Genomic DNA, 19650 nt, shown 5'->3' with positions numbered 1-19650 from the left:
GCAGCACCGACGAAAGGCGGCCCTTCAATCGCCCGCCGACGCCATGGCTCGAGGCAGGCGGCGTAACGCCCATACCGACCTTTGGCATGCTTGAACCGTGCCTCTTCCCATTCATCCGACGCCATTGGGATCACGGTGCTCCGCCGCTAGCGCCAGGGTCGGCCTGCTGGACACCTCCGGGATCGGGTGTGCTCCAGAGCCCACCCGGGTCCGCGGGCATCTGGCCCGGCGCTGGCTGCGATGCCGATTCCATTGAGGGTTGCGGAACTGTAACTGTATTCGCAGGTGGCTCGGATATCTGGTCGTCCACGCACATGGGACCGCTGGTGGGGAAGCCAGGTGGGGGGGCGGAGACGCTCTGGTCGGCGGGCGGAGAGGTGCCTGGGGTGTGCGAGGCGTCCGACACAGGTTCGCCCGCTTCGCTGGCAGCGTCGTCCCTCGACTGGTCCACGAGCGTCGGCCCGGACGGCCACCCCTGATCCGTGGCGGTGGCGGTCGGTATCGCGTCGGACGCGCCCGGCGGGAGACCCTCGGCCCCAGAGTCGATGTCCGGGCCAGCTCGGTCGTCGAGGACTGGCCCTCGAGACATCAGCGATGCCGTCTCGGCGGATTCCGGAGCGGGGGCAGCCGGAGCAGGGGCAGCTGCGGGTGGGGGCTCGGTCTTCTGGACGTCGAGGAGGGTATCCGGGTGGGTCGTGTAGTCGGTGACCCGGGACCCCTTCAACATGTCCGCGTCGAGCAGGATGGTGCGTGCGGTTCCGTCGCGGGGATCCCGGGCGGTGATCTCCAGCTTGGCGCCGGGGTGCTTGCGTGCCCATTCGACGAGCCAGCGCTCGTTGTCGAGCTGCCTGCCGATGGCGGAGCTGGACTTGAAGGAGCCGACGACCTCGTCGAAGTCGGGTGCCCGCCCGGGGCTCGGGGAGACGCCAGCGCTGCGCTGTAGGGTCCACTTCGATTTGAGTTCGCCGAGTTGGCCATAGCCGTCTTTTAGTTCGATCCAGTCGGCGATGCGGGCACGGCCGGAGGGGACGGGAAGGAACTCGCCCTCAGGGGTGCGCAGCCCCATGATCCGGGCCTGTTCCCAAAAGATCCGGTCGATATGCGTTGCCTGGAGGCCGGTGACGAATCGGTGCTCAAGGGCGTTGTAGAGGTTCGTTCGGGCCGACGCGAACCCGCGGCGCCACGCGTCGGCCCCCTGTTCGGCGATGATTTGATCCTTGTCGGCGACGAGTTCGGCCAGATGCGCCCTTTGGGCTTCGACGCTTCGGACCGCGTCGTTGTGGGCCGTGTAGATGTTGGGTTGCGGTGCAACCTCATGGCGGCCTGGGGGCGGTGCGGGTTCACCCCGGTACCACTCCGGGTGGTCTGCGGATTCCTTCGGCGGCGTGCTTGCCGTACCTTCTGCGATCTCGCGTTCCGAGATCTCGGGTGACGGATCGTGTCCGGCCTGGCGGCCTGCGGCCTTTCCTCCCAGTGCCTCGCCCGCCTCGCGGCCTGCGATGTCGTCGATCTGGCTGGCCGCCCCCTTGCCCACGTCCTCGACCATCTCCCGCGTGATCTTCTCCGCTGCCGCCTCGCTAGCCTCCTTGACCACTCCCTTGACCATCCCTTTGATCAGACCAGGGACGAGCGTGACCAGATCCTTGATGTCCAAGAAGGTCTCAATGGGGTTGTCCTCGGACTGCGCAACGCCCAGCTGCGAGTCGCGTTCGGCCGGGGTCACGAATCGGACGTCAGGGAAGCCCTGGCGATCAGCCATTGGCCACGCGTAGCCGATGGTTACCTCCTCCAACCGATCGGGAGAGTGCCACTCGGCACCGGTGCGGGGCTGGTAGTGGGTGATCCCCGGCAGCCGGATGGTGGCGGAGATCCGATAGCCACCGGGATGGGCCCAGTCGCGGCTGATGCTGATGTTCTCGACGCTGCGACCCTGGCGGGTGAGCGCCTTCTTGAAAGTGTCGGCCGAGGAGAGGAGCCGGTCCTTGAGGTGCCGCTGAATGTGGAACAGCCCCTGATCGAAGGAGCGGTTGAAGGCGTCCACGAAGTGCTGGTCGCGTTCGCGGTCGGTGTAGCTCTCCTCGGAGGCCAACCGCACTCGAGCATCCTGATACTCGCGATGCGCCAGCTCCCGCTGCAACTGACCGTGAGTGCGCGCGTCCGCGGCGCGGTCGGTGTAGCTGCCGGGTCGCGCCAGCCGTTCCCCGACGGCCTGGCGCGCGCTCTCCAGCTCGGCGCGGGTGGCCCGGGCGAGATCGACAGAGTAGGACCCTTCGGCGCTGGTGGCCATGGGAGCCTCCGCAGCCCCGCTGTGCGGCGGACGTCAGGTAATAATGCCCTTGACGACCGGGTTCCCGCGCAGCAGGAAGACGAGATTCAGCACTTCCTGGTAGATCTGCCGCAGCTCGCTTCCCCGGGCTAGCCCGACGACCTCCAGCGGTTTCTTGGACTTGTGGACTTCCTCGATCACCAGCTTTCCGTCCCTGGTCATCCGTTGGAGCAGCGTGCGGTGCAGCTCGATGCTTTCCACCCGCCACAGCTCCAGGTTGGTCAGCTTCCGGTGGAAGATGCCCTGCTCTATCTGGAGTCGGCCCCGTTCGAGGGTGAAACGGGTGGTGAGGATGCGTACCAGGTACAGGGCGAGCGCAGCGACGCCGATCAGGACTACCGCGAAGCCGACCCTCTCGGACCATAGGGCCAACTCGTCGGCACCCTGCACGGCGACGTTCGTCGTAAGGATGCGCACGAGCAGAACGGCGATCATGAGCGCTGCTACCCAGCCGAGAATCGGCCCCAGATAAGCGGTCACGGATGGGTGCCGTCGCAGCCGCAAGGCGTCCATGGTCCGCAGTGTCCTGCGGGAAAGCGGTGATGGATCTTGGGAGAGGTACTCATAGACGCCGTACGCCTCGGCCACGTGATTGGGTACTGAACTGGACCGAGTAGCTGGCGGCGGTGATGGGGTGCGTGTGGGTTCGGGCCGGGATGCTGGGGTTCCTCCCAGGCGTGCCAGTGCTGTAGCCGCCTCTGGCTGGTCCGGCTGGGCGGCTAGGGCGTCTTGGTACCGGGCTCGCGCACCGGCAAGGTCGCCCCGCTGCTCGGCAAGCACGCCGAGCATGTAGCGGGCACCGGCGTGCCGAGAACCCAGATCGAGGCAGCGTCTGAAGAATTGCTCGGCTCCGACGGGATCGCCGCGCGCGTACCGGATCATCCCCAGGCCGAAGTGGCCCTCGGCCTGGTAGGGCGGCTTGCCCGCGACCTGGGCGAACAGGCGCTCCGCATCCTCGTACCGGCGCTCCGCGTACATCCGGCGCCCCCGCTCGATCGCCTGGGCGGGGTCGGGCGATGTGGCCGCAGCGCCCGACGGAGGCAGCACCGAGGTCCGCGCAGCCATCGGGTCGCCGACGAGCCGGAGCCGGGTCATCCCCAGGCAGATCTCGTCTCCCGGGCTCACAACCGTCGGCCCACTGATGCGCACATCGTTGACGTAGGTGCCGTTGGTTGAACCCATGTCTTGGATGACCCAGGCTCCCTGGGAAGTGCGGCGGAGCAGTGCGTGCCGCCGCGACAGGCCCGAGTCCGAAGCGGGATGCAGGAACGGAGAGTCCCATCCCAGCCACAGCTCCGGCCGATCGAGAGGAACCCTAGTACCCGAACCCGGGCCGCTGACCACGTGCAGACTCTGGGTGGTAAGGGCTTGCGTTCCGTGCTCTGGGGCCTGCATGGCCGCTCTATCCCCGCAGCGTCAGCGCCCCGGCCCCTGGCACTCGACCACGCTGACGGGCGCGTCATATTGAGAACTTCTACTGTCCTCACTCTGGTTAGCCCGGACAGGACTGTCAAGACAGGAGTCAGCACGGCCGGCAGGAGGTCAGCACGGCCATACGCAGAGCGCGCCCCACATCGCCACTGAAGCTTCCCGTGATCTTGGACACGCTTCTGTCGCGCGGCGAGGGCGTGGTCTGGTTTCGTTCCTTGGTGGCGCTGGCGGGTTTCGTGGGGCGTGAGGTAGTCCCACTCGGGGTGCCTGCGCAGCGCCTGCGGTTGTAGTAGGTCTCGATGAAGGTGAAGGTGTCAGCTCGCGCGCTGGCCCGGTCACCCAGAACCCCAACGTTTGCCCGGCTCGTCCGAACTTGGATGGGTTGATGTCGGCGGCGAGCCCCAGAAGCAGCGGAGTGGTGCCGGCGTGCGGCACCTGAGGAACTGGCCGCCTTCTGCCTGCCCTACCACCCGCTCCTGGGCCGCTACCGGGTGCCAAGTGAGAAGGCCCTGCGCAGCGTGCTGGGACGCCTCGATCCGGCCGAGCTCAGCACGGCCGGGTTCGCCTACCTGAAGTCCCTGCTCCCCGACGAGCGCGCAACTCCCGCCCCGCTGATGCCCGACGGCGGCCCAGAGCGCGAACAGCGCCGGGCCCACCAGGCTGCCACCCAGGCCGAGCCGGTGCGGCGCAGGCGCCGGGCGATCGCGGTGGACGGCAAGTGCCTGCGCGATCTGGGTGATGTGCCCCGAGTGCGAGTACCGCGGCGCGCCAGCAAGTGTCACCAACCACCGGAAAAAGGTGGGCCACTAACCACAGGCCATCGAGTTCTCCGCCCCCGAGCGGCGATGTGCCCACGGGGCCCGCTGGCTGGCCACCTGCCAACTCAAATGTGGCGCCGTGCCCCGTCCGTCGGATGGTGGAGCATTTACAGTCCCCTCAAGATCGTGCCACTGCAAGCCCTCTGACCTGCGGATTTCCGCGTGCATCCTGGTTTGTGAACGATCATGACTGCTCCCTCTCGCCTCGAAGCCGTCTTCACCCAGTGGGACCCAGCAGGCGCGCACAACGCGTCGTGCCAACCCCTGCCGCCAGCGCCCGCTGAACGGGAAGATGAGCCATGCCAACCCGCCGCCCCGCCCCGGAACCCAGCCTGCTCGTCGCCCTCTGGTGGCTGTTCCTCGCCGCCTGCGCCGGCGTCCTGTTCGTCGGCGGGCTCAACTTCCTGTTCAGCTCCGACGATGAGCCCACTCCGGCGCCAACCGTCACGGTCACCAAGCTCCCAGTCATACAGCCGAGCCTGTCTGACGACGTCCCGGACGAGGTCATCGACGATGCCCTGTCGAGCCTGCCCACGCCGAGCGCCTGCACCGACGCCGACGCCCGCGGCGCCGCCCCTCGGGACCACTGGACGCCGTGCGGTCAGGTGCTCGGCTACTTCGACGACTGGACAACGCCACCCCCTGGTGCGCCCGCCGCACCGTGATTCGGCCCCCGCATGGTCATCGCGAGTGCCGGCCTACGGCTATGCCTGCGGAGTGCCGTTCACAGAAGCCGATCGTTTCCTCGGCCGTCGCTTCTTCGGCTTGGTCGTGACGGACTTCGGCTTCTGTTCCCTCTGCGGCTGGGGCCTGCCGCCGATGCGTGTACTGGTCTCCAGGACCTGGTCGATGATCTGCTGCCGTACAGTCTGGGCGTGCCGCGCGTCGAGACCAGCGGTGAGGCGTTCAGCGGTCAGGTAGAAGCTGTTCAGGACCGGCTGATCGAAGTACCGGTTGAGCTGACTGATCGACTCCCGGTACAGGAGCAGGTAGGTGCGGGACAGGTAGGCGGAGAACACGGTACTGAAGAGGGCGAGTGCGCCGATGAACCAGCGGATCTCTTCGATCGGTACCTTCACACCTCCGACAGCGGCGGCCACTAGGAGCAGCAGCCCGACGTGCATCGCGGTGCGGGACGACTTGAACGACTTGTCGGCTTGTTCGGTGACGATGTCGTGGTACGTCTTGATCTGCCCCTGGTTCAGCTCCATGAGCGTGGCCAGTTCGGTGGTCTTCTTCAGCTGTTCCAGCGCTTGACGGTGGCGCTCCTGCTCGGCTTTCAGTCTTTCCGCGAAGTGCACGTTCTGGTTCTTCATGTATGTGCGCCGCGTGACAAACCACGGAATGAAGAACGCCAGCATCACGATGAGACCAACGCTGACCATGACCTCCAATACGAGTAGTTCGCTGCGGTCGATGGGCTGGCCCAATTTCTGATCGTCCGATGCGACTGCCCCGAGGACTGCCACAGCGGACAGCACACCGCCAGCGACGCCCGCTCTCATCGCAATCTGGCCAGATCGGTCGGCCCGGTGCGTCGTGACCTGAATTTGTGACCCTTCGACGACGAACCCTGAGATGTCTCCTGATGCGCCCATGCGTCCCCCCTTGGATCAGGGACGGCAGCCTAGTGGCGGGTTAGTCCTGCTGGCAGGCGTTTTTCAGGTTCCGGCCCCCCGATCTCGCCGGATGACGCCTGGTCACACAGGCCGCTCATGTACGCCTCTGTCTTCCTGCCCAGAGGCGTACCGTGGCGCCGTGGATGAGGACACCCGAAAGGCTGCGTGGGGGCTGTACCTCGCGCTCCACCACCTTGCAGCGGCCGCTTTGATCGGCGAGCTGGAGACGTCCTACGAAGCTGACGGCCGCCTCTTCGAGGGGGACTTCGACTACGCGCTCCGGATCCTGCTTGAAGACGGGCCGCGTATTGCCGTGCTCCATCCTGATCTCGTCGAGCGTGTACGTGCCTTGCTTCGTGGCTGGGAGAGCACCGGCCCCGAAGGACTTCAATCACTGCTGGGCCTGCTCGATGACCTGGAGAAGATCACTGGTTCAAGCCTTCCCCTCCCGCTGCCACCAGGGCTATGACCTCGATATGAGACCGGAGGCGATGTGACACTGGCCCGCTACGCTGGTACGCACCACGGCAGAACGGAGAGTGTTCCGCGGATGGGACCGAAGACGACCAAGGTCTACGAGACGCTTCGCGCACGGCTCGCCTCCGGCGAGTACGCCCCCGGTGACAAGCTCCCGTCGGAGCGCACGCTGGTTGAAGAGCTCGGCATCGGCCGGACCGCGCTCCGGCAAGTGCTTGCCCGTCTCGTCGCTGAGGGCGCCCTGGAGGTTCGCGGCCGAAGCTCGTACCGGATTCCCGGGGCAGTGAGCGTGAAGGCCCCGGAGGGGCTGGAGCCGTGGCGCATCCACGGCGAACGCGATCTCTACGACAACCGATGGGTCAAACTTCAGCTCTGGGACGTGGAGCCACCCGGCGTGAAGCGGTTCGAGCATCACGTGGTGAAGCTGCACCACGTTGCCGTTACGGCAGTGCTGGACGACCAAGACCGCGTGCTGATGATGTGGCGGTACCGCTTCGTCCCGCAACAGTTCGGTTGGGAGCTCCCGGGCGGCATCGTGGACGAAGGGGAGGACCCTGCGAAGACGGCGCTCCGGGAAGTCGTGGAAGAGACGGGTTGGCGGCCGAAGTCACTGGAACACGTCGTCACCTATCAACCCATGGTCGGCATGGTCGACTCGCCTCACGAGATCTTCGTAGGTTACGGCGCTGAGCAGGTCGGTTCACCGACGGATCTCGAAGAGGCCGGCCACATCGAGTGGGTTCCGCTGGCCGACATTCCAGGGCTCATGGCTCGCGGAGAGCTGATGGGTTCCGGGACCCTCGTAGCCCTGCTCCACATCCTGGCGAACCGCGGCAAGCAAGGAGTCACAGCCGTGCACTGAGCAGGTCGACACGACGGCGCTGCCGCACCGAACCGGTGCGGCTCGCCAACAGCCGCGCTTGCCTCAGGTGGGTGTTCGCCTCGTCGTACTCGGCTCGCGCCAAGTGGGCCTGCACCAGATCAGCGTGCAGACCGGCTTGCGCTCGGACGAACGTCGGGTCGACGACTTCCAGGGCGTCATAGAGGCTGGTCACCGCCTCGTCGTCGCCCAGCAGGGCAAGGACGTTGCCGCGCCATCGCGTCAGGTGGGCGCCGTTGAGGAAGATGCTCAACATGTCCGGGTCGCGATCCTCAAGGCCTGGCGGAATGCTCGCCATGGCGGCATCGAGCGCGCGTCGGCAATCGTCCGCCATTCCCGGGACATGGGCGCACATCTCCGCTTCAGCGGCGTAGAGCCATGCCCGGAGACGGGGCGATCCGCCCTGGCCAAGGGTGCGTTGTGCATCGCGAACCAGCTCAACACCGAGCGCTGGCCGGCCAGCCTCGCACAGCACGTATGCCTGCTCTGCCATGGCGTGCGCCAGGTACATCGGAGCCTCAGCGTCACGTGCTGCCCGTTTCGCCAACTCGTAGTGTCGCCAGGCTCGTTCGACCGCGCCTGAGTCGATCGCCTGCCACGCCGCCAGGGTGGACGCTCCGGCAAGCGCAAGGGCCACGGGCCGACGTGTGTTCGGCAGCACCGCGAAGTTCAGCGCGTCCTCAAGGCGCGCAAGGTGGCCCGTCATCTGGTCGACAAGGCCGGACGCTCCCAACTGCCGGTCCATGGTGCGTAGTAGTTCAGTCTGGTCGTTGAACGCCTTCACCATGGACTCACTGACGCTGCTGGCTGAATCGATCCTGTTCAACAGTTCGTCGTATCCGTCGACCATGGGCAGGGCTACGGCGTTCGCACTGCTCCTCAGCTCAGCGTCCGTGACGCCGAGGAGGCGACGCAGGATCTCGGCGTAGCGGTCCGAGATGGTGCGCTTGCCGTTCTCCCACTCGGACACGTACACCCGCAGACTCGCGGTTGAGGCCACGTCGGTGAGGTGCTGTCGGGCGTACTGCTCGATCTCGCGAACAAGCCGCTCCTGAGACCAGCCGCGCGCCGTTCGCGCACTCCGAAGTCCTGAACTCACAGGCCACCGCCCGGCGTTAGTTCCGATCACTGCCCCCCATGGTGCCTCACATCGCCGCAGGTCAACAGGGGTTAACAGGACGGGAGTTAAGCCCTGTTGGCTACCGAGCCCCCTGTCTCGAACTGTCTCCTGGAGATGCACGGCGAGGGGCGTCCACCGACCAAATCGGCGAACCACCTTGACTCTGGTGCGCACCAGATGCAGTCTACTGGTGCGCACCAGATGGCGAGTTACATCCCGTTCGCGGTGCGTGCTCGCAGCAGGACCCCGCCGGGCCCGCTTACACGCGGCCTGGGCGGCAGGGGAGACGTAAAAGTCCGTCGTCTTCACGGATCGACCGGTGTCATCGGCTAAGCCGCTGGTCTGACCCTCGGGCGTAGACCCAGGGACCGGATCACGGGGACCCCGGTGATTGGGCTGCACCCGGTCCATGACACCCGGAAGGGATGGGAGCAACCACTCAGCGAGTAGCGACTGAGTGGCGCGGTCACCGACGCGCCGTCCAAAGGAGGCGGAGCAAGGCGCGTACGGAGCCGCGAGACGACAGTGACGGGCTTCCCCGTCACTCGTCATGCGGGCAGGGCGCCGGCAGCAACGTCGGCGCCCTGCCCGTTTGATGAGGACTTTCGAAGGTCCCACCCGCACCGCATCCGGTGCGGTTCCTTTCCCACGGCGCGCGCCCCGTAGAGGCACCTCCGGGCGCGTTCGGGCCGTTCCACTGTGAGGAGAGACCTCCATGAAGTACATCGTTGCCGGTCATCAGGCCGTCACCGCAGCGGAGTTCGCGGAACTGGCGCTGGGCACCCCGGTTGAACTGTGGCTCGGGGTGGAGGGCGAGAGCGACGAGGAGCGCGCGGCGCGCCTGGACGCGGCGCGTGACATCCTTGCCGACCCCGAATACTGCGACCTGCCCGACGACCTGATTCACCTGGCTGCACGGGTCATCGAGGACCACCCGGACCTGTTCAACGTGGTCCCGCTGGCCCGCCCCGCCCGCCGCCGCGCGGCGCGCAAGGGGGTTGCGGCATGAGCAAGAGTCTGCCGCTGGACGGCCTGGTCGTGTCGCTGCGGGCACTGCGCCTGCTGGCCACAGACTTCGGGCACCTGCCAGCACCGGCCGTGCATCTGTCCAACATCTTCCCGAACCGGCTGGAGCTCTCGCTCCACGACGACCTGGCCGAGTTCGAGGCGTGGCGGGATGCACTGGGCATCGCCCCGGACGCCGTGAAGCACAGCACACAGAGCAGCGGACGGACGCGCGTCCTGCGGGTGTCCGTCGAGTATGCGGGCGCCGAACTGGAGTTGGTGGGCTTCGCCCCCGTTCCCGACCCGGCGACGGCCGAGGTTCCGGTCTGATGGCGGCGCTGGGCAAGTGCTTCGACCCGGCTGGCGCCCGGCACGGCATCCCGACCTACCCGTGGCGCTGTGCGCCGGACGGGTTGGCCACCAGACGGCAGTTACGGGCCCGCGGCCTGCGCCCCGGCGGTCAGCCGGTCGCAGCGCAGCTGCTCCGTCCGCGCTACCAGCGCGGGCCGCTGGTCGCCTACCTCTACCGGCTCGACAAGGCCAAGCCGGTACGGCCAATGACTGAGGCGAAACGCCGGGCGCTGGCGTGCGCGATGCGCGCCCGCCGCACCTGCCCGCAGTGCCGCACCGACGCCGGATACGTCATCCCCACCTCCCTCGGGGTGTGCGTCCCCTGCGCCTACCCCGACGACCAGCAACAAGAAATGGAGTGAGTACATGAACTGGAAGGCAGCAACGCAAAGGGCGGTTCACTGGAGCCTGCCGGTCGGTCTGACCGGCCTGTCGCTCGGGTGGACCGTCTACGCGGTGGGGGAAATCCTCTCCCGCCAGGCCCCGGCGCCGCTCGCGCTGACCGTGGCCGGCATCTACGACGCGGTGTGGCTGTACGCGCTGGCCATGGAGACCGCGCACCGCCGGCAGGGATCCAAGGGGATGCTGCCCGCCGTTCTCGGCTGGCTGTTCCTGGTCACCTCGGTCGGTGTGCTGTTCACGCACGGCCTGATGTACGCGACGCCGGTCGTCGCGGTCATCGGCGCGGTGGTTCCGGCTGCCGCTAAGGCGACGCTGATTATGGCGGTGGAGCGGGAGGCCACCCGCATTTCGCCTGAGGCGCAGCGGCAGATTGACGCCGTGCGCAGCGCTACGCGGGACCAGGTCGCCATCGGCTGTGCCGTCACCCGGGCCAAGGTCGACCGGCAGAAGACGGCAGCCATCCTGGAGCGCGAGGAGCGCAAGGCCCGCGGGCAGGCGCAGAAGGTGCGCCACGAGGCGGCCGAGGAGCTGACGAAGGTCACCGCGGAGCACCCGGTGGCCGACGTCCCGCAGGAGGTTCCGGCGCTGTTCTCGGATGAGGATCTCGCCCGGGTGCTGGGCCAGTGGTCGGGGGAGGGTGTGTCCCCCGGTGTGTCCCCTGTGTCCCCGCAGGTCGGGCCCGTGTCCTCGGTACCGGCCATCGCCGCGCCGCAGGGCGCGGGACACGCCCCGCTCGACCTGTCGGGGCTTGCCGAGGTGGCGGCCGTGGCGGGCGTCGCGACGCCGCAGCCGGGTGAGCCGCTGAGCGAGGAACAGCTCACGGTTGTCCTGCGGTGGCTGCGCCACTCCGAGAATCCCCCGCTGAGCTACCGCAAGGCTCTGGCCGCGTACCGCGCGGCCGGCTTCTCCGCGAAGGAAGAGCGGGTGCGCAAGGCCTACGCCGCCCTGATCGACGCGGAGGACGCGGAGGCGTAACAACCGTCCGGCACCACCAATGACGGCCAGCCCAGGCGAATTGGGCTGGCCGTCGTTGCGACTGCCGGAAGCAGTCGACCGCACCAGTGAAGCAGACCCGGTGAGCCCCGGCGAGCGGCACCCTCGCAGACCCGGCGAGCTGGCCCCACACCCTCCGCGGGCGACATCCCGCGAAAAGCCAAGTGCGGCTGAGCTGCCGCGCTCACCCCGTATTCGGCAGGCCCGGCCGCCCACCTTCCACAGCAACCGGCCGGGCCCTACTCCCCAAAAGGAGTGCTCACAGCATGACGGAACTCAGCACCGAGCCGGTAGCCGTCCAGGCTGCCCCGACTTCCCCGCCCCCGCCGCCCGACACACCGCCCACCACGGCGCAGGATGTGACGGAGGTGGAGCACACGCCCGGCGGCTGGCCGGTTGTCCCCCTCGCGGTCGCCGGGGCCAACAGCACCGTGGGCACGGTGGCCGCCGCCTCCCTGGCCGGCGGCCCGATCGCCGCGGCCGTCGCCGCCACCGGGATGGTGGTGCTCGGCACGGTCGCCGCCACCCGCTCCCGCACGCCCAACGCCCGCCGGGATGCCCGTCGGGCCGCGGCCCGCGCCGCCGGCCGTTCGGCCGCCCGCAGCGCGGGCCTGCGGCGCGGCGGTGCGAGCACGGGCGGCAAGTCCGCAAGCCGTTCGGCTGGGTCTCGTGCCGGTCGCTCCGGTGGCCGGTCGGGCAAGGTGCCGGGCCAGCACCGCCGCGGCACCGGCCCGGCCGCCCGCCACGGCAGCACCGCCACCAGCGGAAAGACCCGCAAGGCCGGTCACGGCCCGTCCAAGCACGCGGCCGGCAGCGCCCGTAAGGCCGCGAGCCGGGTCGGGCAGGTCAAGGCGCTGCGCGCCGCGCAGCAGGCCGCGGCCGGGTCGCGGGCCGGGCAGCGGGCGCAGACCACCGCCGCACGGCGCGCGGTCGCCGACGCCCGCCGCAACGCCAAGGCCCCGGCCGGCAACGCCCGGTTGGGCAAGCGTGCCGGTCTGACGGGCCGCCTGATGGGCGGTGCCGCCCGCAAGGCGCGGGCCGCGCGGGACGCGGCGATCGCCAAGCACCGCGCCCGGCGCGACGCCCAGACCGGCGGCGCGATCGCGGCGCAGCGCGCCAACGTTCGCAAAGCCCCGGCCCGTAAGGCGGCCCGGAAGGCGCTGCGCCGGTCCGCGGCCCGCTTCCACGGCCGCCGCCTGCTGGCCGCCCTGCTCGCCCTGCCCGTCGGGCTGCTGGGCTGCCTGACCACCTGGATCGGCCGCAAGTTCAACATCCCGGGCCTGATGCACCCCGGCCGTCGCCTGTACCGGCGGATGGTCGACACGGCGGGCGAGCAGCGCGCGGACCGGGACGAGGCCACCCGCAAGAACCTGCGCGAGCAGGAGGCCGCCGCCGATGCGGAGGCAGAGCAGGACGGCACGGAGGGCATCGCGGACAGCGTCGAGCGGCCCGCGTCCACAGTCCCCACCAGCACCACACCCGAGGTGAGCGAAGGAGAGCACGTGTCCGGATTCCGGTTCGAAGAGGCCGCCTCCGAGATGGAGCAGGCAGCCAACTCCTACGACCCCGAGAACGCCATGGAGATCCTGGCCATGGTCGAGGGACTGCCCGCCGCGCTGACCAGCGTGGCGAACGTGATGAAGATCCTCGCCGAGCGCTCCGACAGCGAGTTCCCGCTGGAGAAGGAAGTCGCGGACGGCTTCAACGACATCTTCGGCGCCCTGATGAGCGCCGTCGCCGTCGCCGAGGACATGGGCCCGCTGTTCCGGCAGGTCCACGAGCAGGACATCGCCCGGCACGAGGACCCCCGCAACGGCACCGAGGCCGAGAAGGGCTGGAACGTCTGAGATGAGCAGCACCGCCACCGCCAACAACAGCAGTGGCCCGGTGCTGGATTGGGCGGCCGGTCACGGACCCGTGACCGGCGCCCTGTCCGCCACCACCGGAGCCTTCGCCGTCGCCACCACCGGCGCCGCCACCGGCATGCCCCCCGGCTGGGCACTCGCGGTCGGCGCCGCCGGCGCCCTCGGGCACACCGTCGTCGGGCTGCGGGTGCGCAACGCCGGCCGCACCCTGGCCACCCGCGCCGCCTCCTGGCTCGTCGGCGCCGGCTGGACCACCTGGGCCATGACCCACGGGCCCCTGACCTGGGCCGCGCTCGGCTCGCTGGCCACGATCGGCGTCGGCATCGGCGCCGCCGCCCGCTCCGCGGCGCTGTACGAGGAAGCGCGGGAGGAGGAGGCGACTGCCGCGGAGCAGCGGCAGATCGCGCGGGAGCTGTCCGCGGAGCGGCGGGCGATCGCCGCGGAGTGGGTGGACCGCATCCAGCGGGTGTGCTCCATCACCGTGCGCGTGCTGGGGGTGGAGATGTGGGAGACCGGTGCCGGGTTCTCCATCGACGCCGAGCTCCCGCCCGGCGGCGCCACCTGGCACAAGATCGCCGCCGAGTCCCCGCGTCTCTCCGCGGACGCGAGGCTGCCGCACGGCTGCACCGCCACCGCCTCGCCCGGCATCGACCAGGGCCGGGTCATCATCGACGTGACCACGGTCAACGTCCTGGAAGAGGAGCGCACCTACCCCGCCGACTACGGCCCTCTCTCGGTGCTCACCGGCATCCCGTGGGGCTACCGCACCAACGCGGCAAGCATCCTCGCCTACCTGCGCGAACAGTGCGCCCTCGTGGTCGGCCCGACCGGGTCGGGCAAGACGAACATGGTGCACGCGATCCTCGCCGGGTTCGCCCGCGCCGAGGACGTGCTGACCTGGGTGATCGACCTCAACGCCGGATCGGCCGGTCTGCCCTGGGTGCTGCCCGCCCTCAACGGCGACATCGAGCGTGAGGACGGCAAGCCCGTGCGGCCCGGCATCGATTGGCTCGCCGGCACGTTCGACGAGGCCATGACGATGCTGGAGACCGCGGTCCGGGTCGCCAAGCAGCGCAAGATGGGCTACCAGGACCTGCTGGCCAAGGCCAACACGGACCTGCTGCCGATCAGTGCGCGAATCCCTCAGATCATGCTCGTGATCGACGAGGGCGCGGAGATCCTAGCCAGCCCCGACCGGCAGATGCGCAAGCTCGCGGAGAAGATCCTGGAAGTCATCCGGATCGCCCGCGCCATGGGCCTGCGCACCGTCCTGACCGCGCTCGGGGCGACCGGCAGCGTGCTGGGCAACCTGATGATCCGCCGGGAGGCCAAGGTCCGCGTCGCGCTCACCGGCGGTGAGACCGAGGGCATGGACCTGGGCAAGATGTTCCCCGGCTCCCGTGGCCTGCGCGTGGACCAGGCCCCGTACAAGGGCGCCGGGTTCATGGGCACCCCGGAGTCCCCGGCCGCGCTGTTCAAGGCCTGGCGGATCCTGCCGAACCAGATCCGGGAGATCATCGCCGCCACCTCCGACCGCCACCCCACGCTCGATGACGTGTCCGCCAAGGCCGCCGGTCCCGCCTACGCCCGCCGCTGGGACGCCGACCGCACCGCATGGATGCGCGATCACACCCCCGGCACCGACAGCGCCGACGGGCCGTCCGCGGCGGGGCTGAAGCTGTCCGCGCTGAGCAGTCAGGAGACGGAGCAGGTCTCGCCGGAAGACGAGATGCTGCGCCGGTTCCGGGCGGAGATCGACGCCCAGTTCGCCACCGCCCCCGACCCGCACACCCCGACCGAGCAGGCTCCGCCGACCGGATCGGGTGGGCTGAACCTGTCGGCGCTGCGGGGCGAGCAGGACAGCCCCGCCCAACAAGCCGCGCTCGCCCTGCTGCTCGCCGCCGGGCGGGAGGGCACCGGGGCGTCCGCGATCGCCCGCGCGCTCGCGGACGAGCACGGCACCACCCGTCAGACGGTCGTCGGCTGGCTCAAGGCATGGGTGCAGGACGGCAGCGCCGTCCGCGTCGGAGAGGGCACCAAGGCCCGCTACGTCCACCGCTCCCACGCCCCCGAACCGCCCCCCGAAAGCTGATCACTTGTCGCCTGTCGCCACGCCAAAACACATGCCGCTGCGGGGCGTCTGAATGCCCCGGAAACGGCTTGTGACCTGCAAGGCGACAAGCGACAAGACAAGACAAGCGACAAGCCCCACGACAAGGAAGACGACAAGCAACGCGACAAGCCAGCACCACCACAACCCATCACCTCCGCGGGCCCGCGCCACCTCCTGACGCGGGCCCGCGGCCTACCCGAGGGAGCCCCGATGACGCACCGCGATCCGCCGGGGATCATCGCCCCGCACATCCCCGCCGACGACTGGCGCCGCGCCGAAGCCACCGGACAGCCGGTCGTCTTCGTCGTCCACGACGCCACCGCCGGCGTCCCCTGGCGGCGCCTGCTGCTGCCGTTCGCGATCGCCGGTGCCGCCGCGCTCGGCACGTGGGGCGTGGTCGCCGCCCTGTGCTGGCTGCTGGACGTCGCCGCGCACACCGCCACCGTCATCGCCGGCGCCGCCGGACCCATCGGCGTCGGCGGCATCACCCTCAAACTGGCTCGCTCCAAGTGAGCCCAGGAGGAGCCGTGTTCAAGATCCGCGTCATCTGCGCGCCGGAGGACGCCGATCGCATCCGCCAGGCCCTGGCCGCCGCGTTCGACATCGGCCCGGCACGCCAGTACCCCACCCGCGACGGCAAGCGCACCCGCCTGTACATCACCGCCGACCACCGGCCCACCACACCCGAAAGCGAGTGATCCCATGTCGTTCGGAGAGACCCCGATCACCATCATCGGCAATCTGACCGCCGACCCGGAGGTGAAGGTCACCGACTCCGGCCAGGCCCTGGCCAAGTTCACCGTCGCCTCCACCCCGCGCACCTTCGACCGCGAGTCCAACCAGTGGAAGGACGGCACGTCCACGTTCTTCCGCTGCGCCGCCTGGCGCGCGCTCGCGGAGCACGTGGCCGACTCCCTGACGAAGGGCTCGCGGGTGGTGCTGTCCGGCCGGATCCGTCAGCACGACTGGAAGACCCCGGAGGGCGAGAACCGCTCCATGCTCGCCGTCGAGGTCGACGAGATCGGCGCCTCCCTGCGCTTCACCACGGTCACGATCAACGGCAAGCGCACCAACGGCGGCACCCCGTCCGATGACCCGTGGGCCACCGACGGCAACGCCGCCAAGCCCCCGTTCTAGGTCGGCCCGGGGCGGCCACCGTCTCGCCAAAGTCCGTGGCCGCCCCGGCTCCCTTGTCCTGACCACAGAACAGGAGAACCTCCAGCATGCCCCAACCCAACCCCCACGCGCTGCTGTCCGCAGCGCTGGAAGCCGCCGCGCGCGGCTGGCACGTCCATCCGCTCCGGCCCGGGAGCAAGGCATCCGCCCTGCACGGCGAACACGCCTGCCCCCACACCGGTGAGTGCGCTGGCGGCCACGTGAAGTGGGAACAGCGGGCCACCACCGACCCCGACCGCATCCGCCGGGCATGGTCCGCGGGCGCGTTCAACGTCGGCATTGCCACCGGGCCCTCCGGCCTGGTCGTCGTCGACCTGGACGTGCCCAAGCAGAAAAGCGGGAAGGGCAGTTCGGACGCGCCTTGCGGCGCGACGACCTTTTCGGCGCTCTGCGAGCGCGCCGGAGTGCCCTGGCCGACCACCTACACGGTGCGGACGCCCTCCGGCGGCATGCACCTGTACTTCACCGCCCCGCCCGGCGTGCATCTGCCCTGCACGGCCAAGACCGTGGCGCCGAACGTCGACACCCGCGCGTGGGGCGGCAACATCGTCGCCGCGGGCAGCGTCACCGAGTCCGGGGCGTACGAGGTGGCCGACAACGTGCCCGTGGCGGTGCTGCCCGCGTGGCTGCTGCACCGCCTCCGGCCCGCGCCCACACCGGCCGCGGCGCCCGCCCCGCTGCTGATCCCGGGTGGGGCCACCCGCCGGGCCACGGTGGCACTGGAGCGGGAGACCGCACGGGTCAGCAAGGCGCCGGAGGGGCAACGCCATCACCTCCTGCTCACCCGCACGATCGCCATCGGACGCTTTGTCGTCTGGGGCGAGATCGCCCAAGACGTGGTCGAGGAGGCATTTGGGGCGGCCGGTGAGGCGGCCGGACTGCCGGCGGCCGAGTGCCGCGCCACGATCCGCGACGCGCTGGCCTACTCCGCCCGCACCTGCCGCGCCCGGGAGACGGCATGAGCCACAACCCGCCCAGCCCGCAGCCCAAATGCCCACCGGACACGGCCGATCGGCCGGACTCCGCCACCGGCGCGGTAGGCCCGGCTGAGGGGTGCGGCCGAGGAAAGGCCGCCCGTCAGGGCGTCCTTTCAGCCCTTCCACCCAACCAGCACCCCAGCGCCCCGCCCCGGGGCGACGGGCGTTTCCCCGTGGCCTGGCTCCACATCCGCGCGCCCCGCGGCGCCACCCCCACCGCCACATCGGTGTGTCTGTGCGGCCGGGACCGCAGCGCCATCGGCCACCGCAAGGTGCACGCCCTGATCGCCGACCACGAAGCCCACCGCGACCACTGCCCGCTCCGCACCACCCAGGAAGGGAGGAACGCCGCATGACCAGCACCAACCCACCCGCCATCGACGGCGCCGCACTGCTGGACGAGGTCGAAGCGTTCCACCGCCGATTCAACGTCTTCCCCACCGAGGCCGCATACGTCGCCGTCACCCTGTGGGACGCGCACGCGCACCTCATCGACGCGTTCGACGGCACCGCCCGCCTCGCGTTCCTCTCCCCGGAACCGGGATCGGGCAAGTCCCGCGCCCTGGAGATCGTGGAGACTCTCACCCCGCGCGCGGCCACCACGGTCAACGCCTCCGCCAACGCGCTCTTCCGGCTGGTGGAGGCCGACGGGGGAACCCCGACCCTGCTCTTCGACGAGATCGACACCGTGTTCGGTCCCAAGGCCGGGGGCAACGAAGAGGTCCGCGGGTTCCTCAACTCCGGGTACCGGCGCGGCGCTAAGTCCCTGCGCTGCGTCGGGGACGGCTCGAACCAGAGCACGGAGTGGTTTTCCTCGTTCTGCGCGGTCGCCGTGGCCGGTCTCGGCTCGCTGCCGGACACGATCCTGACCCGTTCGGTCATCATCCGGATGCGCAAGAAGGCCCCCAACGAGAAGGCCGAACCGTACCGGCGGCGCGTCCACGAAAAGCAGGGCCACGCCCTGCGTGACCGGCTCGCCGAGTGGGCCGCCACCGTGCACGACCAGGTCGCCGAAGCGTGGCCGGAGATGCCCGAGGGAGTCTCCGACCGGCCCGCCGACGTGTGGGAACCGCTCCTTGCGGTCGCCGACGCGGCCGGCGGGCACTGGCCCGAGCGGGCCCGCGCCGCCTGCGTCGAACTCATCAAGGCCGCCCAAGACGGCGACGAAGCCTCCCTCGGGGTGCGTCTGCTGACCGACCTGCGCGACCGCGTGTTCTGCGGTGCCGACCGCATGCCCACCGCCGCCATCCTCGAAGTCCTCCACGGGCTTGATGACGCGCCCTGGGCTGACCTGAACGACGACGGCAAGCCGCTCACGGCCCGCGGCCTGTCCAAGCTCCTGAGCCAGTACGTCCGTCCCGACAACACCCCGATCCGGCCCCGGGGTATCCGGGTCGGCAGCGGGACCCCGAAGGGCTATTACGCGGACGACTTGGCTGACGCCTGGGCCCGCTACTGCCCCCCGCCCCCCGAGAAGTCCGCAACATCCGCAACGTCCGCAACATCGCAGGTCAGCGTGGGTGAATCCGTGGCGGAAGCCCCTGCCGAGAACCGCCACATGTTCGCGGAAGCCGACACACGCCCACTGCGCATCGCAGGCTGACCACCCCCCGCCTCACCGTGCCGCCGCGCCCCCGCGCGGCGGCACCTATCCGCAACACAACCGGCATCCGCAACAGATTCAAGCCGCTGACCTGCAATGTTGCGGCGTGGCGGATGTTGCGGATTCTCCAGAGGCCCCACGACGACATGCGCAATGAAGGGCATTCGATGAGCACGCCCTCACCTACTCATGCCGACCCGCGCGAAACCCTTCGGGGTGGCCTCCCGGACCGGTATCTCACCCCCGACGACATCGCCGAGATGTTCGAGGTGCCCCTCGAAACCGTCTACCAGTGGCGCAAGAAGCGGACCGGCCCGCCCGGCTTCCGCATCGGCAAGCACCTCCGCTACGACCCCGCCGACGTGCGCTCCTACGTCACCCAACGCAAGAACGCCGACATCGACGCCGCATAGCGCGGCCACACACCGCACCACCCAACTCCCCGGGGAGGGTCACACCGTGGCCCTCCCCTTCCCATGCCAGAAGGGACTACG

20 protein-coding genes and 1 pseudogene are annotated in these 19650 nt (G+C 69.7%); 17 read left to right on the top strand and 4 right to left on the bottom strand.

From position 1 onward, the window contains the following. Window positions 1-130: 130 nt before the first annotated feature. Both ACFVJQ_RS19305 and ACFVJQ_RS19300 read right to left on the bottom strand, forming a co-directional pair. Window positions 131-2287 (bottom strand): hypothetical protein, encoded by a 2157-nt coding sequence (locus tag ACFVJQ_RS19305; RefSeq protein WP_385785303.1) that lies wholly within the window; start codon window positions 2285-2287, stop codon window positions 131-133. A 33-nt stretch (window positions 2288-2320) separates the two neighbouring features. Next, window positions 2321-3721, bottom strand: a complete 1401-nt coding sequence (locus tag ACFVJQ_RS19300; protein WP_385785300.1) for an FHA domain-containing protein — start codon at window positions 3719-3721, stop codon at window positions 2321-2323. Window positions 3722-4164: 443 nt separating this feature from the next. On the opposite strand from ACFVJQ_RS19300, the pseudogene ACFVJQ_RS19295 reads away from it, so the two are divergent. Together ACFVJQ_RS19295 and ACFVJQ_RS19290 are read left to right on the top strand one after the other, a co-directional pair. Continuing rightward, a pseudogene (locus tag ACFVJQ_RS19295) lies at window positions 4165-4485 on the top strand (ISAs1 family transposase); the annotation flags it as partial. Window positions 4486-4874: 389 nt separating this feature from the next. Next, window positions 4875-5240: a hypothetical protein gene (locus ACFVJQ_RS19290; protein ID WP_385785298.1), complete on the top strand. Its 366-nt coding sequence runs from the start codon at window positions 4875-4877 to the stop codon at window positions 5238-5240. Between the two features lie 39 nt (window positions 5241-5279). On the opposite strand, the gene ACFVJQ_RS19285 is transcribed toward ACFVJQ_RS19290, so the two are convergent. After that, window positions 5280-6173, bottom strand: coding sequence for a hypothetical protein (locus ACFVJQ_RS19285; protein WP_385785295.1), 894 nt, complete (start codon window positions 6171-6173; stop codon window positions 5280-5282). Window positions 6174-6333: 160 nt separating this feature from the next. Here ACFVJQ_RS19285 and ACFVJQ_RS19280 point away from each other — a divergent pair, with 160 nt between their 5' ends. Together ACFVJQ_RS19280 and ACFVJQ_RS19275 are read left to right on the top strand one after the other, a co-directional pair. After that, complete coding sequence (locus ACFVJQ_RS19280) at window positions 6334-6663, top strand: hypothetical protein (RefSeq protein WP_385785292.1); 330 nt, start codon at window positions 6334-6336, stop codon at window positions 6661-6663. A gap of 81 nt (window positions 6664-6744) precedes the next feature. Continuing rightward, window positions 6745-7533 carry an NUDIX domain-containing protein gene (locus ACFVJQ_RS19275; protein ID WP_385785289.1) on the top strand — a complete coding sequence of 263 codons (789 nt, stop codon included), beginning with the start codon at window positions 6745-6747 and terminating at the stop codon, window positions 7531-7533. Here ACFVJQ_RS19275 and ACFVJQ_RS19270 read toward each other — a convergent pair. Next, window positions 7517-8527, bottom strand: a complete 1011-nt coding sequence (locus tag ACFVJQ_RS19270) for an XRE family transcriptional regulator (RefSeq protein WP_385785537.1) — start codon at window positions 8525-8527, stop codon at window positions 7517-7519. The genes ACFVJQ_RS19275 and ACFVJQ_RS19270 overlap by 17 nt on opposite strands. A gap of 859 nt (window positions 8528-9386) precedes the next feature. Between ACFVJQ_RS19270 and ACFVJQ_RS19265 the strand changes: the two genes are divergently transcribed. The 13 genes from ACFVJQ_RS19265 to ACFVJQ_RS19205 all read left to right on the top strand — a co-directional run bounded on the left by ACFVJQ_RS19265 (window position 9387) and on the right by ACFVJQ_RS19205 (window position 19569). Beyond that, a complete protein-coding gene (locus ACFVJQ_RS19265) occupies window positions 9387-9680 on the top strand; it encodes a hypothetical protein (protein ID WP_385785287.1) in 294 nt (97 codons plus the stop codon). Continuing rightward, window positions 9677-10006 carry a hypothetical protein gene (locus tag ACFVJQ_RS19260; RefSeq protein WP_385785284.1) on the top strand — a complete coding sequence of 110 codons (330 nt, stop codon included), beginning with the start codon at window positions 9677-9679 and terminating at the stop codon, window positions 10004-10006. The genes ACFVJQ_RS19265 and ACFVJQ_RS19260 overlap by 4 nt, the downstream gene beginning before the upstream one ends. Beyond that, window positions 10006-10389 (top strand): RRQRL motif-containing zinc-binding protein, encoded by a 384-nt coding sequence (locus tag ACFVJQ_RS19255; protein ID WP_385785278.1) that lies wholly within the window; start codon window positions 10006-10008, stop codon window positions 10387-10389. Before ACFVJQ_RS19260 ends, ACFVJQ_RS19255 begins: the two co-directional genes overlap by 1 nt. Before the next feature lie 4 nt (window positions 10390-10393). Continuing rightward, window positions 10394-11404 carry a hypothetical protein gene (locus ACFVJQ_RS19250; RefSeq protein ID WP_385785275.1) on the top strand — a complete coding sequence of 337 codons (1011 nt, stop codon included), beginning with the start codon at window positions 10394-10396 and terminating at the stop codon, window positions 11402-11404. Between the two features lie 284 nt (window positions 11405-11688). Beyond that, window positions 11689-13269: a hypothetical protein gene (locus tag ACFVJQ_RS19245; RefSeq protein WP_385785272.1), complete on the top strand. Its 1581-nt coding sequence runs from the start codon at window positions 11689-11691 to the stop codon at window positions 13267-13269. Window position 13270: 1 nt separating this feature from the next. Then, complete coding sequence (locus ACFVJQ_RS19240) at window positions 13271-15379, top strand: hypothetical protein (protein ID WP_385785269.1); 2109 nt, start codon at window positions 13271-13273, stop codon at window positions 15377-15379. A gap of 231 nt (window positions 15380-15610) precedes the next feature. Next, on the top strand, window positions 15611-15913 hold the full coding sequence (locus tag ACFVJQ_RS19235; protein ID WP_385261971.1) for a hypothetical protein: 303 nt from the start codon (window positions 15611-15613) through the stop codon (window positions 15911-15913). Window positions 15914-15927: 14 nt separating this feature from the next. Continuing rightward, window positions 15928-16098 carry a hypothetical protein gene (locus ACFVJQ_RS19230; protein ID WP_385785266.1) on the top strand — a complete coding sequence of 57 codons (171 nt, stop codon included), beginning with the start codon at window positions 15928-15930 and terminating at the stop codon, window positions 16096-16098. 4 nt (window positions 16099-16102) lie between these two features. Beyond that, window positions 16103-16537, top strand: a complete 435-nt coding sequence (ssb, locus tag ACFVJQ_RS19225) for a single-stranded DNA-binding protein (RefSeq protein WP_385785263.1) — start codon at window positions 16103-16105, stop codon at window positions 16535-16537. Between the two features lie 86 nt (window positions 16538-16623). Further along, entirely contained in the window at window positions 16624-17538 is a 915-nt protein-coding gene (locus ACFVJQ_RS19220) for a bifunctional DNA primase/polymerase (RefSeq protein WP_385785260.1), read from the top strand. 188 nt (window positions 17539-17726) lie between these two features. Further along, complete coding sequence (locus tag ACFVJQ_RS19215; RefSeq protein ID WP_385785257.1) at window positions 17727-17909, top strand: hypothetical protein; 183 nt, start codon at window positions 17727-17729, stop codon at window positions 17907-17909. Beyond that, window positions 17906-19156, top strand: a complete 1251-nt coding sequence (locus ACFVJQ_RS19210; RefSeq protein ID WP_385785254.1) for a DUF3631 domain-containing protein — start codon at window positions 17906-17908, stop codon at window positions 19154-19156. The genes ACFVJQ_RS19215 and ACFVJQ_RS19210 overlap by 4 nt, the downstream gene beginning before the upstream one ends. A 167-nt stretch (window positions 19157-19323) precedes the next feature. Beyond that, window positions 19324-19569, top strand: coding sequence for a helix-turn-helix domain-containing protein (locus ACFVJQ_RS19205; RefSeq protein ID WP_385785251.1), 246 nt, complete (start codon window positions 19324-19326; stop codon window positions 19567-19569). Window positions 19570-19650 lie beyond the last annotated feature (81 nt).

The sequence above is a fragment of the Streptomyces sp. NPDC127197 genome (assembly GCF_042672405.1).
Taxonomy (GTDB): domain Bacteria; phylum Actinomycetota; class Actinomycetes; order Streptomycetales; family Streptomycetaceae; genus Streptomyces; species Streptomyces flavusporus.
The sequence above is the reverse complement of the archived record's forward strand: the minus strand, read 5'-3'. Positions and strand labels throughout refer to the sequence as shown.

Excerpts from the sequence above, each read along its gene's own strand:
- ssb (WP_385785263.1), top strand. The coding sequence starts at position 16,103 with ATGTCGTTCGGAGAGACCCCGATCACCATCATCGGCAATCTGACCGCC.
- ACFVJQ_RS19285 (WP_385785295.1), bottom strand. The coding sequence starts at position 6,173 with ATGGGCGCATCAGGAGACATCTCAGGGTTCGTCGTCGAAGGGTCACAA.
- ACFVJQ_RS19205 (WP_385785251.1), top strand. The coding sequence starts at position 19,324 with ATGAGCACGCCCTCACCTACTCATGCCGACCCGCGCGAAACCCTTCGG.
- ACFVJQ_RS19240 (WP_385785269.1), top strand. The coding sequence starts at position 13,271 with ATGAGCAGCACCGCCACCGCCAACAACAGCAGTGGCCCGGTGCTGGAT.
- ACFVJQ_RS19245 (WP_385785272.1), top strand. The coding sequence starts at position 11,689 with ATGACGGAACTCAGCACCGAGCCGGTAGCCGTCCAGGCTGCCCCGACT.
- ACFVJQ_RS19250 (WP_385785275.1), top strand. The coding sequence starts at position 10,394 with ATGAACTGGAAGGCAGCAACGCAAAGGGCGGTTCACTGGAGCCTGCCG.
- ACFVJQ_RS19305 (WP_385785303.1), bottom strand. The coding sequence starts at position 2,287 with ATGGCCACCAGCGCCGAAGGGTCCTACTCTGTCGATCTCGCCCGGGCC.
- ACFVJQ_RS19290 (WP_385785298.1), top strand. The coding sequence starts at position 4,875 with ATGCCAACCCGCCGCCCCGCCCCGGAACCCAGCCTGCTCGTCGCCCTC.
- ACFVJQ_RS19265 (WP_385785287.1), top strand. The coding sequence starts at position 9,387 with ATGAAGTACATCGTTGCCGGTCATCAGGCCGTCACCGCAGCGGAGTTC.
- ACFVJQ_RS19275 (WP_385785289.1), top strand. The coding sequence starts at position 6,745 with ATGGGACCGAAGACGACCAAGGTCTACGAGACGCTTCGCGCACGGCTC.
- ACFVJQ_RS19235 (WP_385261971.1), top strand. The coding sequence starts at position 15,611 with ATGACGCACCGCGATCCGCCGGGGATCATCGCCCCGCACATCCCCGCC.
- ACFVJQ_RS19210 (WP_385785254.1), top strand. The coding sequence starts at position 17,906 with ATGACCAGCACCAACCCACCCGCCATCGACGGCGCCGCACTGCTGGAC.
- ACFVJQ_RS19300 (WP_385785300.1), bottom strand. The coding sequence starts at position 3,721 with ATGCAGGCCCCAGAGCACGGAACGCAAGCCCTTACCACCCAGAGTCTG.
- ACFVJQ_RS19260 (WP_385785284.1), top strand. The coding sequence starts at position 9,677 with ATGAGCAAGAGTCTGCCGCTGGACGGCCTGGTCGTGTCGCTGCGGGCA.
- ACFVJQ_RS19255 (WP_385785278.1), top strand. The coding sequence starts at position 10,006 with ATGGCGGCGCTGGGCAAGTGCTTCGACCCGGCTGGCGCCCGGCACGGC.
- ACFVJQ_RS19220 (WP_385785260.1), top strand. The coding sequence starts at position 16,624 with ATGCCCCAACCCAACCCCCACGCGCTGCTGTCCGCAGCGCTGGAAGCC.